This is a genomic window from Neobacillus sp. DHD-1R (genome assembly GCF_057747995.1).
In genome coordinates this window covers 250,253-265,273 of sequence record NZ_CM173232.1, presented here as the reverse complement: position 1 = coordinate 265,273, position 15,021 = coordinate 250,253, and the positions used below count along the sequence as shown (strand labels likewise).

Annotated in this window: 20 protein-coding genes; 6 read left to right on the top strand and 14 right to left on the bottom strand. The window is 40.4% G+C overall.

All coding sequences use genetic code 11. The features are described 5' to 3' along the window. Nucleotides 1-110 precede the first annotated feature (110 nt). On the top strand, nucleotides 111-839 hold the full coding sequence (locus tag AC3ANL_RS01300; RefSeq protein WP_488327490.1) for a ZIP family metal transporter: 729 nt from the start codon (nucleotides 111-113) through the stop codon (nucleotides 837-839). 69 nt (nucleotides 840-908) lie between these two features. Here AC3ANL_RS01300 and AC3ANL_RS01295 read toward each other — a convergent pair whose 3' ends face one another. Continuing rightward, nucleotides 909-1,238, bottom strand: a complete 330-nt coding sequence (locus tag AC3ANL_RS01295) for a four-helix bundle copper-binding protein (protein ID WP_488327489.1) — start codon at nucleotides 1,236-1,238, stop codon at nucleotides 909-911. 224 nt (nucleotides 1,239-1,462) lie between these two features. Between AC3ANL_RS01295 and AC3ANL_RS01290 the strand changes: the two genes are divergently transcribed. Beyond that, the gene (locus tag AC3ANL_RS01290) at nucleotides 1,463-2,290 is read left to right on the top strand and encodes a polysaccharide deacetylase family protein (protein WP_488327488.1); all 828 of its coding nucleotides are present in this window, start codon (nucleotides 1,463-1,465) and stop codon (nucleotides 2,288-2,290) included. 60 nt (nucleotides 2,291-2,350) lie between these two features. Here the strand turns inward: AC3ANL_RS01290 and AC3ANL_RS01285 are convergent, their stop codons facing one another. From AC3ANL_RS01285 to AC3ANL_RS01270, 4 genes are all read right to left on the bottom strand, one after another. Further along, nucleotides 2,351-4,036, bottom strand: a complete 1,686-nt coding sequence (locus tag AC3ANL_RS01285; protein WP_488327487.1) for a hypothetical protein — start codon at nucleotides 4,034-4,036, stop codon at nucleotides 2,351-2,353. 272 nt (nucleotides 4,037-4,308) lie between these two features. Beyond that, the gene (locus tag AC3ANL_RS01280) at nucleotides 4,309-5,136 is read right to left on the bottom strand and encodes a class I SAM-dependent methyltransferase (protein WP_488327486.1); all 828 of its coding nucleotides are present in this window, start codon (nucleotides 5,134-5,136) and stop codon (nucleotides 4,309-4,311) included. Between the two features lies 1 nt (nucleotide 5,137). After that, nucleotides 5,138-5,569: a MarR family winged helix-turn-helix transcriptional regulator gene (locus AC3ANL_RS01275; RefSeq protein WP_488327485.1), complete on the bottom strand. Its 432-nt coding sequence runs from the start codon at nucleotides 5,567-5,569 to the stop codon at nucleotides 5,138-5,140. Nucleotides 5,570-5,797: 228 nt separating this feature from the next. Then, nucleotides 5,798-6,370: a general stress protein gene (locus AC3ANL_RS01270; protein ID WP_488327484.1), complete on the bottom strand. Its 573-nt coding sequence runs from the start codon at nucleotides 6,368-6,370 to the stop codon at nucleotides 5,798-5,800. 209 nt (nucleotides 6,371-6,579) lie between these two features. Here AC3ANL_RS01270 and AC3ANL_RS01265 point away from each other — a divergent pair, with 209 nt between their 5' ends. Beyond that, nucleotides 6,580-6,801 carry a hypothetical protein gene (locus tag AC3ANL_RS01265; protein ID WP_488327483.1) on the top strand — a complete coding sequence of 74 codons (222 nt, stop codon included), beginning with the start codon at nucleotides 6,580-6,582 and terminating at the stop codon, nucleotides 6,799-6,801. A gap of 249 nt (nucleotides 6,802-7,050) precedes the next feature. Here AC3ANL_RS01265 and AC3ANL_RS01260 read toward each other — a convergent pair whose 3' ends face one another. Next, on the bottom strand, nucleotides 7,051-7,506 hold the full coding sequence (locus AC3ANL_RS01260; protein WP_488327482.1) for a GNAT family N-acetyltransferase: 456 nt from the start codon (nucleotides 7,504-7,506) through the stop codon (nucleotides 7,051-7,053). Nucleotides 7,507-7,699: 193 nt separating this feature from the next. Here AC3ANL_RS01260 and AC3ANL_RS01255 point away from each other — a divergent pair, with 193 nt between their 5' ends. After that, on the top strand, nucleotides 7,700-8,038 hold the full coding sequence (locus AC3ANL_RS01255) for an avidin-fold protein (protein WP_488327481.1): 339 nt from the start codon (nucleotides 7,700-7,702) through the stop codon (nucleotides 8,036-8,038). A gap of 210 nt (nucleotides 8,039-8,248) precedes the next feature. On the opposite strand, the gene AC3ANL_RS01250 is transcribed toward AC3ANL_RS01255, so the two are convergent. The 4 genes from AC3ANL_RS01250 to ssb form a co-directional block, all read right to left on the bottom strand. After that, the gene (locus AC3ANL_RS01250) at nucleotides 8,249-9,394 is read right to left on the bottom strand and encodes a 3D domain-containing protein (RefSeq protein WP_488327480.1); all 1,146 of its coding nucleotides are present in this window, start codon (nucleotides 9,392-9,394) and stop codon (nucleotides 8,249-8,251) included. Between the two features lie 179 nt (nucleotides 9,395-9,573). Continuing rightward, on the bottom strand, nucleotides 9,574-9,996 hold the full coding sequence (locus tag AC3ANL_RS01245; RefSeq protein WP_488327479.1) for a hypothetical protein: 423 nt from the start codon (nucleotides 9,994-9,996) through the stop codon (nucleotides 9,574-9,576). Nucleotides 9,997-10,428: 432 nt separating this feature from the next. Then, nucleotides 10,429-10,653: a hypothetical protein gene (locus AC3ANL_RS01240; RefSeq protein ID WP_488327478.1), complete on the bottom strand. Its 225-nt coding sequence runs from the start codon at nucleotides 10,651-10,653 to the stop codon at nucleotides 10,429-10,431. After that, nucleotides 10,640-11,047: a single-stranded DNA-binding protein gene (gene ssb, locus AC3ANL_RS01235; protein ID WP_488327477.1), complete on the bottom strand. Its 408-nt coding sequence runs from the start codon at nucleotides 11,045-11,047 to the stop codon at nucleotides 10,640-10,642. The genes AC3ANL_RS01240 and ssb overlap by 14 nt, the downstream gene beginning before the upstream one ends. 242 nt (nucleotides 11,048-11,289) lie before the next feature. Between ssb and AC3ANL_RS01230 the strand changes: the two genes are divergently transcribed. Further along, a complete protein-coding gene (locus tag AC3ANL_RS01230) occupies nucleotides 11,290-11,721 on the top strand; it encodes a YwpF-like family protein (protein ID WP_488327476.1) in 432 nt (143 codons plus the stop codon). 197 nt (nucleotides 11,722-11,918) lie between these two features. Beyond that, nucleotides 11,919-12,182: a hypothetical protein gene (locus AC3ANL_RS01225; protein ID WP_488327475.1), complete on the top strand. Its 264-nt coding sequence runs from the start codon at nucleotides 11,919-11,921 to the stop codon at nucleotides 12,180-12,182. Nucleotides 12,183-12,214: 32 nt separating this feature from the next. Here the strand turns inward: AC3ANL_RS01225 and AC3ANL_RS01220 are convergent, their stop codons facing one another. From AC3ANL_RS01220 to mreB, 4 genes are all read right to left on the bottom strand, one after another. After that, nucleotides 12,215-12,583: a hypothetical protein gene (locus AC3ANL_RS01220; protein ID WP_488327474.1), complete on the bottom strand. Its 369-nt coding sequence runs from the start codon at nucleotides 12,581-12,583 to the stop codon at nucleotides 12,215-12,217. Nucleotides 12,584-12,709: 126 nt separating this feature from the next. Next, complete coding sequence (gene fabZ, locus AC3ANL_RS01215; protein WP_488327473.1) at nucleotides 12,710-13,144, bottom strand: 3-hydroxyacyl-ACP dehydratase FabZ; 435 nt, start codon at nucleotides 13,142-13,144, stop codon at nucleotides 12,710-12,712. Between the two features lie 90 nt (nucleotides 13,145-13,234). After that, nucleotides 13,235-13,564: a DNA-directed RNA polymerase subunit beta gene (locus tag AC3ANL_RS01210; protein ID WP_488327472.1), complete on the bottom strand. Its 330-nt coding sequence runs from the start codon at nucleotides 13,562-13,564 to the stop codon at nucleotides 13,235-13,237. A 345-nt stretch (nucleotides 13,565-13,909) separates the two neighbouring features. Next, nucleotides 13,910-14,911 carry a rod shape-determining protein MreB gene (gene mreB, locus AC3ANL_RS01205; protein ID WP_488327471.1) on the bottom strand — a complete coding sequence of 334 codons (1,002 nt, stop codon included), beginning with the start codon at nucleotides 14,909-14,911 and terminating at the stop codon, nucleotides 13,910-13,912. Between the last annotated feature and the right edge of the window lie 110 nt (nucleotides 14,912-15,021).

Genomic DNA, 15,021 nt, shown 5'->3' with positions numbered 1-15,021 from the left:
AACGGATTGGTTATACATACTAAATGCTATCGGCATCAAAATTACGTTTAAGAACGAGGAATTACGTTTAAATATAAGAAATGGCTAGGTTGTAAGGAGGAGGAGATCACATGTGGATTGCTGCAATGTGGGGAGCGATCTCGGGGTCGGCGGTGTTCCTGGGTGCCCTTGGCGCCTTATTTTTACCTATTAAGAAAAAAATAATAGGCGATATTATGGCGTTTGGTACCGGCGTTTTAATAGGCGCCGCTTCCTACGAACTGCTCGCCGATTCCATCCATAAAGGCGGATTAATTGCGACTGCCATCGGCTTTATGCTCGGCGCTGCGCTGTTTACCCTTTTTGATTATGCCATTTCCAAAAAGGGGGCGTCTCAGCGAAAAAGGGCCGGACAGCAGGCCACAGGAGCCGGGCTTGCCATTTTTATAGGAACGGTAATGGATGCTGTGCCTGAGTCGATCATGGTCGGGGCCAGTCTGTTAGAAAGGGCGTCCGTCAGCTGGCTGTTGGTTGTCGCCATTTTTTTGAGTAACATTCCTGAAGGACTTTCGAGCACCGCAGGTTTACAAAAAAGTGGCTACAGGAAAACAAAGATCTTCTTTTTATGGTTTACGGTTCTATTTATTTCGGCATTAAGTTCATGGGGTGGATTCTTTTTCCTGTCAAACGCCCCGGACTACCTGATGGCCGGAATCGCCGCGTTTGCAGGGGGCGGCATTATTGCGATGGTGGCCTCAACCATGTTGCCTGAAGCCTATGAAGATAGCGGACCCGTGACGGGATTAATGGCTGCCTTAGGTTTGCTGGTCTCCCTCATCCTTGATCACTTTTCGTCTTGATTGCTTTTCCATTAAAAGAGCTTGTTCCTTTTACCGGAAACAAGCTCTTTTAATGAAATACATATAAGCCTATGCGATTAACTTCCGGCATGTTTCTGCACATTTGAAGCAAGTATCGGCACATTTTTGGCAATGGTCATGTTGATGTTTTTTACACTCATTTCCACAAGTTTCACAAATCTTCGCACATACCTCCGCTAATTCGGAAACAAACGGAGTTCCTCTGCTAATGGATTGGGCTAAAAATGCACAAATATCGGCGCACTCTCGATCCAACCGAATACAATCAGCCATCATTTTAATATTCTCTTCTTTCAAACAAGCGTCATAACAGTGATTACAATCCATCATACATTCATGCAGGGTCTCAAGGACGGCTTGATGTTGTTCATGAGACATAATTGATTTCCTCCTTTCATCATCTCTTCCATATTTACGTACCCCACATCCTTTTCCTTAAACAGTCATTTCCCCAAAGAGTCGAATTCATTATGTAAGAGTCATCCGCTGTTTCTACTTTTCTCTGGACCTAAGACCTGCCCATCCATTTCTCCCGCTTGGTTTTAAATATTTTTCATCCCTCTGTCATAAACTAAAGCCATTATGAATGAGGAGTGTTTCGGATGAAGCCATTATTGTTGATTAGTGTCCTGTTAGGAATGGTGTTTTCCTTTCAAATCGAGGCAGCGGCATCGACTCAAAGTCGTGAGACCTATGAAAAAACGGGACATGTTTTCTGGGATATAAACACGAAGGAAAAGGTAGTTGCCCTTACATTTGACGATGGTCCCCATCCCTATTTCACTCCTCAAATCCTTGACCTATTAGCGAAATATGATGCGAAGGCGACCTTTTTTGTGGCTGGGTATAAAGTGATCCGATTCCCGGCTGTTTTAAAAAGAGAAATAAAAGAAGGGCACGAAATTGCTAATCATACTTACCACCATATTTATGCTAATCAACTAACTTCAGCAAAACTAACAACAGAATTACAAGAAACCGATAAAATCATTCAGAAGTATACTGGTAAGATCCCAGCTCTCTACCGTCCTGTTGGGGGTGTTTATAATGACCGGATTATCAATACAGCCAGAAAAAACGGAAAAGAAGTTGTATTATGGTCATGGAATCAAGATCCTCGTGATTGGACCGACCCTCCCGCAAGTCAAATTTGTAACTATGTCATTAAAGGCGTAAAGCCAGGGAATATTATTCTTTTTCATGATTGGCATGGGAGTGAATTTTCTCAAAAATGTTCGACCGTTAAGGCATTAGCGACGATTTTAGACTTTTTAGACAAGAACGGCTATAAGTGTGTGACGGTCTCGGAATTGCTTTACCGCTCGACAAAAATCATTCCCGATTCTTTTGAACTATACCCAACAAAGCGAAACAACACGTCGCCCATTGATTTAATTTCATCATCCCTTCCAGATGTAAAAAAGAAATGACTTCTTGAGACAAATAAAGAAACGGTTCGCCAATGATGGCGAACCGTTTCTCGGGCAACGCTATGATTGGATAAACGGGCGATCTTTAAGATGGTCCGTATGCTCCTTCATGTGAACGTAAAACAATTCATAGCGCACCCAGCGAAGCGGGAATGTAAACGCAAGTTCGTTTTTCTTGTTGTAGACGAGAACGTGCTTTTTGTTGTATTCTACCTTTTTGATTTCATCCATTCCAATCGTGTTTAGCTTGGTTCCATCTTTCTTGACAAGCTTTTGGCCGACGACTTGAATTTTCTGCCTCTTGTTTCTTGTCAGCTCGTACAGGCACATTGCGCCCCCAATGACTGTAATCATCACCAAGAATGGTATGGAATCTTCTTTAAACCCTGTTGCAACCGTTTTTATCCAGTGAACTATGGCAAGCCCAAGGAAGAACCAAGCACCTCGACTAAGCCGTGGTGAGCTTTCAAAATAAACACTCGTTTCATGTTCTTGCTGTTCCTGTTCCCTTTTTTTAAAAAAAGCGGCCTTGTGCTCTGAAATGCTGACTGCTTCCCATTCGACAAAATCCGTGTAGCTGCCGTCCCATAGTTCCGCCGTATCATCGCCATCCTCGAGCGCAAAGCCGCCTGCCCAGCCGGCATACCGTGTACCGTTCTCTAAAAAGCTTAGCAAATAATAGCGCACAGGCTGGCCATAGGTGTTTTCCGTTTCGACTTGATCGATGACGTGGATCTCCTCCGGAAAGCGAATGACTCCTTCTTCTTCCTCCGGCAGGTTGATAATGGTCGAAAAAAGTCTGGTTTTTGCCAAGTGGGGCTGCTTTCCTTCAAGGATAGGATACAAATGCTCAAGATTCTGTTCCCTTAATTCCCAATAAACCATTTCCGCTGTTTCAATATGCTGGGCAGCTTCTAGTAAGGTGGTTTGGCTATAAGGGAGATTTTTTGCCAGGGATACTACAAGTGCTTGGGTTTTCAGAAAAGGATCGCGGAACCTCATCGCCTGCTCCAGCTCCGCACCGATCTCAGCGGAATAATAAAATTCCATTAAACTAATATATAATCGCATTTGTGACCGAACGGCAAAATAGCTATTTTTCCAAGCGGTGTACACATATTTACTTGAAAAATCAGGATCGAATTTGAGGTATTCCTGTTTCTTCACCTGATAATCCTCGAGCAAGGACGGGAGAATGACCTCTTTTTTATAGCCTTTTTCAAAACCGGAGGCGTTCAACGATAATAATAAATCATACAACATGAATTTATAATGGCTGGTATGGAGCTTGTCCAGCGTTTTATCAAGAATCCCCTTGATTAGCATCGGATAGGCAGCAAGCTCCTTGATGGGAATAAGGAAATCCTCTGTCTCGATCAACTGGACGATTTTTTCCTCGAGCACATAAAAAATACCTTCGTCCTCTGTTCCAAGCAAAAATTCAATCGCGCGCTCTTTTGCCTGCAGGTCAAGTCCGTCGAAATGCTGTAGGAGACCGTCCACCACTTCTTGCATCGGAAAGTCACAGACAAAATCGATAAGATAATAGGATGGGTTGTCCCACTGATCGACACGCTCCGGAAAGGCGGAGGCAGCCGTTTTGATGATATCCTTCAGAACATCTATGCGCAATTCGAGCCCTTCCTCAAGCTTATATTGAAAAAGCTGATCAAGAGCCTCATATCTTTTTTGTGGATTCTCGCTTTTTACCTGCTTTAAAATCGACCGCAACTTTAATTCGTTCAAGTTCCCACCCTATTTCTTTTTCTAGTATATGACAATATTAATCTATTTTATTTCATAACCATTTTCACCGTCAATTCCCTCCACAAAAATTCTTTTTTTGTAAACTTCCTCCTATTTTTAACAACAAATTTACACATCCTTTCAACAATAATTGGATTTATCTGGAACCTAGACCCGATCCACCATCCACTTACCACCCCCAAAAAAAGAAACAGCCTAATTTTAGGCTGCTTCCTTTTGAGGTACATCTTTCAAAACTTTATTTAATAGCGTTACTGAGTGTATACATTGTTAAACCGCAAATGAACAAATTTCAACATCCTTAATAAATCTACAAGCCTCACCATTACACGCGTTCCACTTTCCCACTTCTTGCTTGCCGGTATACCTTTGAAGTAGGGTTCGCACGATAGGACCTTGATTTTTGATGACCAGTCTTCTAGTACTTTTGGATTGTTAACATAGAAAAACATTTTTGCGCCCTTGTTCCCCGATTTTTCAACTGTCCGATTTGAAGTCTTTAACGCCATTTTTGATTCTGCATCGAAGTACAACTCACCACCTGGAAAGCGAAGCGCCATTTCCTGAATGATTCCCTTGAGTTGATTTTCCTTAAAATAGTAGAATACTCCCGCAGCGACAAAAAGTATGCCGTCTTCCTCATTAAATATCACATCATCAAACCATGAAACATCAAAAAAGGATTTGGCAATACTGATGTTCCTCGGAGACTCAGCGATCAGTGTTTTGCGGAAAGCAATCGCATCTGGTAAATCAAGATTGTACCAGTTAAGTGTGCCATTATCCACTCGTGAAAAGGTAGTATCCAGTCCAGCACCGATATTTACAATCGTGGCCCGAGGATGTTTTTCTAAGAAAGCTCGAATGGTATTATCCATTTTTCGTGCCCGGACGATATAACTGATGCCGCCATATTCTCCAAAGGTCTTAGCTATTTCAGAAAAATTAAAATCACAACCTGCGATAATCTCGATTGCTTCCTTATCGTACAAAATTTCTGGATTCTGTTCACTTGCCTGAGCGCGTCCCCAAAGAGGTATTAACATGGTGCCTTGAACAGATTGCAAATTTAATGGCATGTTATTTTTCCTCCATTTTTCTAAGCAAGTAATTCACCTTATGCAACGCATACTGAAGATCTTGTTGCTCCTCACGATCTAACTTTGCTAGGTCATTGACAAAGTTCTGATAAATTTTTGCCCATTTTTCTTGTTGTGAAGCTTTCCCTATTTCTGTTAACTCAATGACAATCGAGCGCTTATCCTTCTTATTTTGACTTTTTGTAATATACCCTTGCTCAAATAAACGCTTAAGCAGGTCTGTCATTTGCTGCTTTGGTACATTTAAGCCTTCACTTATTTGTTTGATCGTTAGGGGATAATGATTCATATAGACGAATTCTAAGATTTGGTTCTGTAAATGTGTTAAATGACTAGATTTTTGATTTAATCGTTGAAAACTCTTAAATACATTCGGGATTAACTCGATATATTCTTTACTAATTTGCGACATAGTATGGATCAGCTCCTAATATAGTCATTTATTTTATACTATTTTCTTAAAAACACAAGTTTGTATTTAATATATAGTAATCAATTATTTACTATTTTATAGTCAAAATAAAAAGAACTGACCACCCACTACCAGTTGCGATTATGTATAAAGCCTGAGCAGCGCGACTTTAGCAAAACACAAAAAGGGCGCCTGCCCCTGTTTGGGACGGCACCCTTTTCATTTTTATTAATATCTTAAGCGCGGGTCATTCGGATTGTCTGAAGTGAGTGCCGAATCGGTTGGATGATTGGATGTCATCGGTCCACCTGTCAAGTTGTCGTTGGCACTAGCATCAAAAGGACTCTGTCCTACACGGTTTTCGCGGCGATCCACTAGCACAAGGATTTTACCCTCCTTGACATAGCCTTCATAACGATCCGCTTCCTCCTCTGGAAAGCCCATTCCAATTAAAGCGCCTGCCAAGCCGCCGACGCCTGCACCAACTGCTGCACCGCCGAGGGTTGCGGCAATTGGTCCTGCCGCAACGAGCGGCCCAATGCCTGGAATCGCAAGGGCACCGACGCCTGCCAACAAGCCTAAAATTCCGCCAAGTGCACCGCCTGTTGCTGCCCCGGCCACAAGGTCTTCTTCCGTTTTTGTACCAGTAGCATCATTAATTGTGTTTACTTCGTCATTGTTTTTTCCAATTACTGAAATTTCCTCGGGCGCATAGCCTTGACGTTTTAGATCTTCAACCGCTTTGATTGCCTCATGTTCAGTATCGTAAACTCCTACTAGGTGCTTTTCATGTTCATACATTGAAATTCCTCCTTTGGACGAGTAGTCACTACACTACTATACCTACCCGGCTTGGCGGAGGATGAAACATTTCCTTATAGGTGTAACATGGACTTAATTTATGTAACATTCTTATTTTTATATTCATTATGTGGTCTAAATCTCTCGTAAATCCAATATTTTATAGGAAGAATCTGAAATTCATTCCATATGAAATAGGTGGGATCAACATGTTTGCTGTTCATTTTTTTGAAAATAAAAATCTGCTATTAACTCAGCTGCTTAGACGTATTCCTGCTGAAGGGGAAGATTTAAAAATCAAAGGTCGTAAGGCGAAAGTCACCACTGTAAAGAATATGGATGAAAAAAATGTGCATGTTCAAGTTGTATTAGAACCTGTAAATAAAAATAAATTCGTTGCTGTCGATCCTTCCAAAAAGAAAAAGCGCTAACCGGCGGAAATACCTAGGATTGCTCACTCATTTTAAGTGTAAAATTCACCATATCAGCGAATTTCATCGATTTATCAGCGAATCTTAAATTTTATCAGCGAATCTAATCCATTTATCCACGATTTTACCATTTTATCAGCGAATGAATAAAAACAGCAATTTTTTTAAAATGAGCTATACAAAAAGAACGCACAGGTAGGCGATGTGCGTTTCTTTTTTCGTAAAATGACCTTTCAATAAAAAGCAAACTCATAATTCCATTGTCATAAATACGCTGTTGGGGTCCTCGCTATAGTCGGCAAACGGCTTACCATCGCGGAACCCGAAACTGGCATATAAGCTCCTTGCGGGTTCGAATGCAGCCATCGATCCCGTTTCCAAACTTAACCTTTGATAACCGCGGCGTTTGGCCTCTTCGATGATATGTTGAAGCATCTGTTTGGCCACACCTTTTCGTAGATGGGCCGAGGCCGTTCGCATCGATTTGATTTCTCCATGTTGGCCATCAAGTTCTTTCAGTGCCCCGCATCCTGCCAATTCCTTACCTTCCCAGGCGCTCCAAAAGGTAATCTCTGGTCTGTGCAATTGATCGAGATTTAGGGCATGAATACTTTCCGGCGGCGAATTCAAGCTCATCCCTTGGAGATGCTCCCTTATCAACGCCCTCACTTCCGAACCTGTTAAATCATCTAACTTAATATCCATAAAAACCTCCGTTAGACCGATCTTGTAAATAGTAAGTGCCTACAAGTTAAATCTATCCATTCCCCCTTTTCCTTTCAAGACATTTGGCAGGAAATTTCACTTACCTAAATTTCACTTTTAAAGAACCCGTTAAAACACTTACGACATGAAAAAGGTATAATTAGAAAAACCGCAGGAAAAGGGAGTAAGAAAAATGATAAATTATGAGGGTCGAAAATTTGTTTCAATTGAAAATACAGCTAACGGTGAGGTCTCTTCAAAAACTATTTTTGAATATAAACAAAAGGGAAATATCATTACAGCCAGCTATAGTGGAGGACAGATTATCCAAGGAACACTTATTGGATTAGTAAAAGAGGATAGTAGTTTAGAGTTTAGATATAACCACATTAATAACAACAATGAAATAAGGGGCGGAAAATGTATTTCTACTCCTAACCTATTACCAGATGGCCGCATCAGACTATACGAAAAGTGGCAATGGCTTGACGCTGAAGCCACTGAGGGAACTTCAATCATAGAGGAAATTTAAATCTAAATCTATTATAGGTGTCAGGCACCGTTTCTACTATTATCAACTTTTTTATGGAAAAAGAATAATTTTATATTATATTTCTTAAAAAAGGGTAAACACTTGGTATTATCGTGTCGTTAAATCTAGTGTAGACGTAATTTCTCTCTTTTAGCAATAAAAAAAGACCTAACACTTCCCATGTTAGGTCTCCTATTCTTAATCTTATTCTTATTGCATAATAACCACTTTTACGGTTTTTCTGCCCCATGATAACGCGGCTGCCTTTGTTGGTAATAACACGTCGATTTTGTGGCCCTTAATGGCACCACCTGTATCGCCAGCAATTGCCACGCCATAACCTTCAACCCAAACTTTACTGCCTAATGGAATAACAGATGGGTCAACCGCAATCAATTTCATATTCGGATTGGCTCCAATATTATAACCCAATTTTGTGATAGATCCTGAATCATATGGAGTATAAGCAGTAGCTGTAACATACATTTCAGTACCATTTACGGCTGCAGCACTTTTAGCTTGTGGTGCAGGTGCAGATGCAGTTGTAGAAACGGGTGTCGCTTTGACAGCAGCAGCTGCACGAGCTTTTGCCTCAGCTTGCTCCCTAATAATGCTTGCTTGCAGATCCTTCATTTGTGTTTCAATGCCTGCTTTTTCTTGCTCGGCAAGCGCCACTTGTTGAGAAATTTGCGTATATTTTTCTTGCATAACGGTTAACGCTTGTTGTCTTTTTTGCATGTTTTGATCAAGATTAGCCTGCTGACTTGCAAGCGCTTTCCGACCCTCTTCTAATATTGTCTCTTGACGGTCAATTTCGGCCTTATCACTTTCGACCTGGTTTAAATCTTCTTTCTGTGCTATTAAAATGTCTTTATCCGCATCTATTAAAGTCGATGCCGCACTAGCACGCTGGATAAATTCAGATATACTATTAGATTCGAAGAATAAGTTAATTACTAGATTAACATTACTATCTTGTTGCATGGCCACGGCACGTTTTTTCATAATATCTTTGCGAGCCAGCATTTTGTCCTCTAGTACCACAATCTCTTCTTTTTTCTTTTCAATGAGTTGGTTCGTTGCATCTATTTTTTCCTGTGTTTTTGCCATTTCTTCTTTGTTCTTTGTAATCTCATTGTAAAGAGAATCTAATTCTGTTTGAATATTTTCTATATCTTTATTAACCGCTTGTTGTTCTTGTTGTTTTTGCTCTACGATTTTTTGTTTTTGCTCTAGCTGCTGCTGAGCATTATGTAGCGCATTACTATTAGTTTGTGCATATGTAACCATGGAACCTGATACACATAACATCGTTGTAAGTAACATGAGAATTATACGCTTGCTGATCGTTTGCATACGCTTCCCCCTCCTTAATACTATATTTATAACAGACTAATGTACCAGCTATGTTACAAAAATATTAAAAGTGTATCACAATTTGTCTTATTTCGTGAGAAAGTGTCAATTCTGTGGCATAACAGTGTAAATATTTGGGTATAATTATTTACTTTTGGTGATACCACCTTATTATTCCATCAGTTATCGCTCGTTGGCCGCTGCTTGTCTCCGAGTTTTTTTTCTTTTTCAAATGCACGCATCTTTTTTCTTTTATTTGGCGGTATATTACGGTACGCAGGGAGATCCAAGTAGGTGACCCGGTTACCCTCTTTGACAAAAAAGTGGGCGAAAATATCGAAGACTACTTCTTCCGTAAGAAGAATATCCTCCTCTATCATCCGTAATAATCGGAGGTGATGGTTTAGTTCGATGTTGAAATGACTGTAACAGAAAGTAGGTGTGTCGCTTTTAAACGGGATCGACAGGTAAGGAGATTGCTTAAGCTGGGGTGACTGAGATAATAGTTGAATAGCATCATAGAAACTTGGCTTGCTGATTGGATGGATCTTTTGGTTGTCCACGAGTTTACCAATAAAGTGTAACGTCATTTTTTTATTCAACACAATTCCTCCAAATTCACACGTATCCGCCATAATTATTCGACAATAATTTGGTTTTTCCTGCATTTGGATAGAGAACTTGTGTCTATTTTTTGAAAAATTTGACTTTATTATTAAGTTTTGAAACCAAAAAAGAAGCCGCTGATCTAAGTTCAGCGGCCTTTTAAATAAAAAATCAGGGGGTTTTCTATTAGTGTACCCGAATCCCCCATTATTAAACCCAGAAATTTAACCTTCAGCTTTAAATTCACACAAAAAAATCGGCACCTATTAGATAGATGCCGGGAGAATGAGGATGCTTCGGGGATGTATTTGATTTTCTTTACGAACTAAAACCCGTTGCGGGGGGTGACCTTTCAAGTACATCGCGCCTGCTCTTGATAAGCACTCCTGATGCTGGTCTGAGGCGTATTTTTTCGGAAAAAGCGGTATTCAAAGGTGTAAGGGAAATTTAGCTGAAGTTTCTTGTGGGTGTCTGGAGTAGTTTGGGATGGGGCCTTGGTCCTTGCTTTCTAGCTGCTGCTCTCTTATTAGCCATTCTAATTGGCCGACCCGCTTTTGCAGGCTGTCTACATTTTTATTAGCTTTTCCAACCATCTTAATTAAACTTTCAAGTAACATTTCTAAGTTGTTGAGATCTGCTTCACGATACCCCAATCGTCGTTTCCTCCCTCTTTGCCTCTGGTAACACCTGGGTTTCTTCCTTCTTTTCCTGAGGTAAAATGGTATTCGGCTTGGCACTGAGAAAGCGGATCGTTTCAGCAATTACCTCGGTAACATAAACCCTTTTTCCCTCTTTATTGTCGTAATTTCGGGTCTGCAGCCTGCCTGTAATCCCGACCACTGCCCCCTTTTTACAATATTGACAGGTATTTTCTGCAGCTTTTCGCCATAGTGTGCACTGCACAAAATCCGTTTCAATCTCTCCATTATGATTGCGATAATTGCGGTTAACCGCCAGTGTTATGTGTGCAACAGGAGTCCCCTCTGTCGTCATTTTTAATTCCGGATCCCGGGTCAATCGACCCACAAGCGTGACCTGATTAATCATATTCTCATCTCCTTCATTATTTGATGGCTTAATCATAGACCGGGTCCCAATCGTTGTAAAATGGTGAAAAAACAATTATCAAGGCGAATTTTGCTTCAAAATTTAATTTTGACCACCTTTTTTGTCAAAAATGAGCAGTTATTGGCTCCAAAAACAGTTTATCTGAATATCGACAATTTTTTTCGACATTTCCTTCTTCTCCACGTATGTTATAATTTAGTAAAAATAAACAGGAGGTTACCATGAAATCTTTTAAGTTATACTCATTGGATGTGGTGGATAATGACACTTCCGTTGAAGTTCCGTTAGTGGATGGCTTAATACTGAACAAGGAAGACGAACATTCCACCTGGCTGCTTGAGGCTTATACAGACCTGTCCCTCTATGATTATTTTAAAAAAATTTCTGAGCAAGATCGCGACATTATTGTGGAAGCGGTTATTACGAAGAAAGACAATGCCCCTGCCTATTTTCAAACAAAAATTTGCTCGTTGATTAAATTTGAAAACCATATCAGCGTCTTGTTCCAAGGTCAAATGCGGCGCAATAAAAGCGACTACTCCGAGCTATTGCTCGAAAATTTGATGCAAAAAGGGTTAGAAGGCACGGAGCTACTGACTGAATTCAAAGATAAAATGCAAAGCAAACCAAAGATTAAAGTAAAACATCATTAATGATTATCTTTTCAAAACCAGTCCGTGGGCTGGTTTTTTATTTAAGAATTTTTGACTTTGAGAAATGTCCAGCTCCAGGCCCCATTGGCTAGTGAGCTTCGCTTTTCTAATACAAATAGAAGAAATTTTTACAATTTTGTTGATTTTTTGGGAATTCCTAGAGATACTAGAATTATTAGTCGAAAGGAGGAAGTTTGTTGGAAGGATCATTAGGACTTATAATTAGTTTAATTTTTGCCATTTATTTGTATGTGGACGCACCTAAGCACAACAAAAGCCGCTGGCTGTGGGCCATTTTAGGGTTTATTTTTGGACCGATTGCCTTAGGAATTTATTTTATTAAAACCGATCGTAAAGTAGCCGGCTGGATTATTACCATTTTAGCAATATTGGTTGTTATCGTGCTCATTATTGTCTTTGCCGCCGTTATCGCTCTTTTTGTAAATGGCGGGTTTTCTTGATTAGAAACGGGACAGACTAGCTGTCCCTTTTTTTATTCGTCCTTCTTATCTTTGTCGTTTCTATCAATATCATCCTCGATGATGTCTTCCTGAGGTGTATTGTTGTCTTTAGACGGGTCCTTGTCGGTATCGGTATTTTTGTCCTCCGACTCTGGATAATGATTATTGTCAATTACATTATTATCGTTTACACGATTGTTATCATTGATATTGTCATTTAGATTATTATCGTTTACACGATTGTTATCATTGATATTGTCATTTAGATTATTATCCGCTGGATTGTTGAGATTATTGTTCGTTGGCGGTGGCGGATTTTGATTATCATTATTGTTACAGCCCACGAGCATGGCTGCTGAAAGAATGGAACCAGATAGTAACATAAATAGCTTTCGATTCATTATAAAAAGCCCCTTTCATCATTTAATTGATTCAAGGTTATCGTTCCCCTTATCAAAAAAATGTTTACAAGAACTTTTATCCAATTTTTTTATAAAAAAAAACTGGGATCACTCCCAGCTTTCTGATTATTCCTTTTTCTCCCCTAAAGCAAAAGTGATTTCCGCTTCGCACGCAATCTCGCCGTCCACCGTTGCCACCGCTTTACCCTTGCCAATTGGCCCGCGCAAGCGAATGATTTCAACCTCAAGTCGAAGCTGGTCGCCAGGCTTCACTTGCTTTTTAAAACGGCAATTGTCAATTCCTGCAAAAAAGGCTAAGCGGCCGCGGTTTTCTTCTTTTTTTAACATGGCAACTGCGCCAACCTGCGCAAGTGCTTCCACAATTAAAACGCCAGGCATGACGGGATAATCCGGAAAATGGCCGTTAAAAAATTCCTCGTTAGCGGAAACATTTTTTAGGCCAATCGCTCTTTTTCCTTCTTCTACTTCCAAAATACGGTCTACCAATAAAAATGGATAGCGATGAGGGATAATTTCTTTTATTTGATCAATATCAAGCATGTCTTTAGTACCTCCTACTAGAAACAGATGTTTATTTTCTATTCTACTATTAATCCTATACAAAAGGGAAGGGCCATCGCTCCTTCCCGGCTATTTCTTATTCACTAAATCCATGATATGTGTCCACGTTGACTCTTTGAAAACCTCTGCCACATTTCCGCCGCCAAGCATACCGTATCCAACGGCAGCACCGGACACCGCACAAATGACAACAAGGACAACCAAAATCACAAGACGCAGCCAAATCGGAATCAAGCGAATCCGAATCCGCTTACTTGACTGTGGTGCTGTGGGTGCATCCGTCTTTTCCGCCTGTACCTTTTTCTTGCCGTCTTTTATTTTTTGCTGCGCTTCGGTTTTAGCCTTTTTATATTCTTCTCTTGTCCTTGGCTGTTCTTGATTTAGATTGTTCACTGTCATTCATAATTCCCCTTTAACCCAATTCCGTTCATTCTGCGGATTCGGCGAGTTAATACCTATTATAACCGATTTATTTTATAAAAATTGCATTGTTTTAAAGTTCATTATCTCTATTATAAAAAATTATTCGTAATTGCACATTAATTTTTTACAGAAAAAAGTCAATCTTTGTAAAAATTACTCGTAGTTTGCGGTTTTTTATTTTAACAAAAATTAAAAAAGCCCAATGATCGAGGCTTGTCCAGCCTGCTTCATTAGACTTTTTTATATAAACTCTTATATTGTGGTAAGATGTCCTACCACAAAAATGTCCATGGGATCGGGTGAATTTTGAAACAATGACTATTACCCTAAACGACGGTTTGGAATTTTGTCGATGTTATCAAGCATGATGCCTGTGCCAATTGCCACACAATCCATAGGGTTTTCTGCAACCAATACGGGCACTTTAAGCTCATCGGCAAGCAGCATGTCAATGCCGTGCAGTAAGGCTCCGCCACCGGTTAAAATGACGCCGCGGTCAATGATGTCTGCAGAAAGCTCTGGAGGTGTACGTTCAAGAACACTTTTTGCAGCTTGGACAATAACGGCAATTGATTCACGTAACGCTCCTTCAACTTCTTCCGAACGGACTGTAATCGTGCGCGGTAACCCGCTCACCATGTCACGGCCGCGAATTTCCATTTCCTCTGAACGAGAACCTGGGAATACGGTACCGATGTTGATTTTAATATTTTCAGCGGTGCGCTCACCAATCAATAACTTGTATTCACGCTTGATGTAGTTAAGGATCTCCATGTCGAACTTATCGCCCGCCATCTTGATAGAGGAAGAAGTCACGATATCGCCCATTGAAAGCACTGCAACATCAGTCGTTCCTCCCCCGATATCCACTACCATGTTTCCGCTAGGTTGGAAGATGTCCATTCCAGCGCCAATTGCGGCTACCTTAGGCTCCTCTTCCAAGTAAATCTTCTTACCGCCACTTTTCTCAGCAGCTTCTTTGATTGCCTTTTGCTCCACACTTGTGATGTTGGTTGGACAGCAGATCAAGATACGCGGCTTTGATAAGAAGCCTTTGACGTTTAATTTATTAATAAAATGCTTTAACATAGCTTCGGTTACATCAAAATCAGCAATAACGCCATCTTTTAACGGACGGATCGCCACAATGTTTCCTGGTGTACGGCCGACCATGCGGCGGGCTTCTTCACCAACTGCTAACACTCGGTTTGTATTTTTATCAATCGCCACGACGGAAGGTTCATTCAACACAATTCCACGGCCTTTTACGTGAATCAGCACGTTGGCCGTTCCTAAATCAATCCCAATATCCCTTGCAAACATTCTCTTTTCTTTCCTCCTTGGAAACAAAATCCCTCAATCTATTCCTAATTGATTATTTTATCATATCCTATAAAATTTCCATAACATTTTAATGTGAATACGTAGACTTT

Bases quoted from the DNA above. Each gene is read 5' to 3' on its own strand.
- AC3ANL_RS01290 (WP_488327488.1), top strand. From the start codon at position 1,463: ATGAAGCCATTATTGTTGATTAGTGTCCTGTTAGGAATGGTGTTTTCC.
- AC3ANL_RS01230 (WP_488327476.1), top strand. From the start codon at position 11,290: ATGAAATCTTTTAAGTTATACTCATTGGATGTGGTGGATAATGACACT.
- AC3ANL_RS01265 (WP_488327483.1), top strand. From the start codon at position 6,580: ATGTTTGCTGTTCATTTTTTTGAAAATAAAAATCTGCTATTAACTCAG.
- AC3ANL_RS01300 (WP_488327490.1), top strand. From the start codon at position 111: ATGTGGATTGCTGCAATGTGGGGAGCGATCTCGGGGTCGGCGGTGTTC.
- ssb (WP_488327477.1), bottom strand. From the start codon at position 11,047: ATGATTAATCAGGTCACGCTTGTGGGTCGATTGACCCGGGATCCGGAA.
- AC3ANL_RS01210 (WP_488327472.1), bottom strand. From the start codon at position 13,564: ATGACAGTGAACAATCTAAATCAAGAACAGCCAAGGACAAGAGAAGAA.
- AC3ANL_RS01270 (WP_488327484.1), bottom strand. From the start codon at position 6,370: ATGTATGAACATGAAAAGCACCTAGTAGGAGTTTACGATACTGAACAT.
- fabZ (WP_488327473.1), bottom strand. From the start codon at position 13,144: ATGCTTGATATTGATCAAATAAAAGAAATTATCCCTCATCGCTATCCA.
- AC3ANL_RS01250 (WP_488327480.1), bottom strand. From the start codon at position 9,394: ATGCAAACGATCAGCAAGCGTATAATTCTCATGTTACTTACAACGATG.
- AC3ANL_RS01260 (WP_488327482.1), bottom strand. From the start codon at position 7,506: ATGGATATTAAGTTAGATGATTTAACAGGTTCGGAAGTGAGGGCGTTG.
- AC3ANL_RS01295 (WP_488327489.1), bottom strand. From the start codon at position 1,238: ATGTCTCATGAACAACATCAAGCCGTCCTTGAGACCCTGCATGAATGT.
- AC3ANL_RS01275 (WP_488327485.1), bottom strand. From the start codon at position 5,569: ATGTCGCAAATTAGTAAAGAATATATCGAGTTAATCCCGAATGTATTT.
- AC3ANL_RS01255 (WP_488327481.1), top strand. From the start codon at position 7,700: ATGATAAATTATGAGGGTCGAAAATTTGTTTCAATTGAAAATACAGCT.
- AC3ANL_RS01220 (WP_488327474.1), bottom strand. From the start codon at position 12,583: ATGAATCGAAAGCTATTTATGTTACTATCTGGTTCCATTCTTTCAGCA.
- AC3ANL_RS01280 (WP_488327486.1), bottom strand. From the start codon at position 5,136: ATGCCATTAAATTTGCAATCTGTTCAAGGCACCATGTTAATACCTCTT.
- mreB (WP_488327471.1), bottom strand. From the start codon at position 14,911: ATGTTTGCAAGGGATATTGGGATTGATTTAGGAACGGCCAACGTGCTG.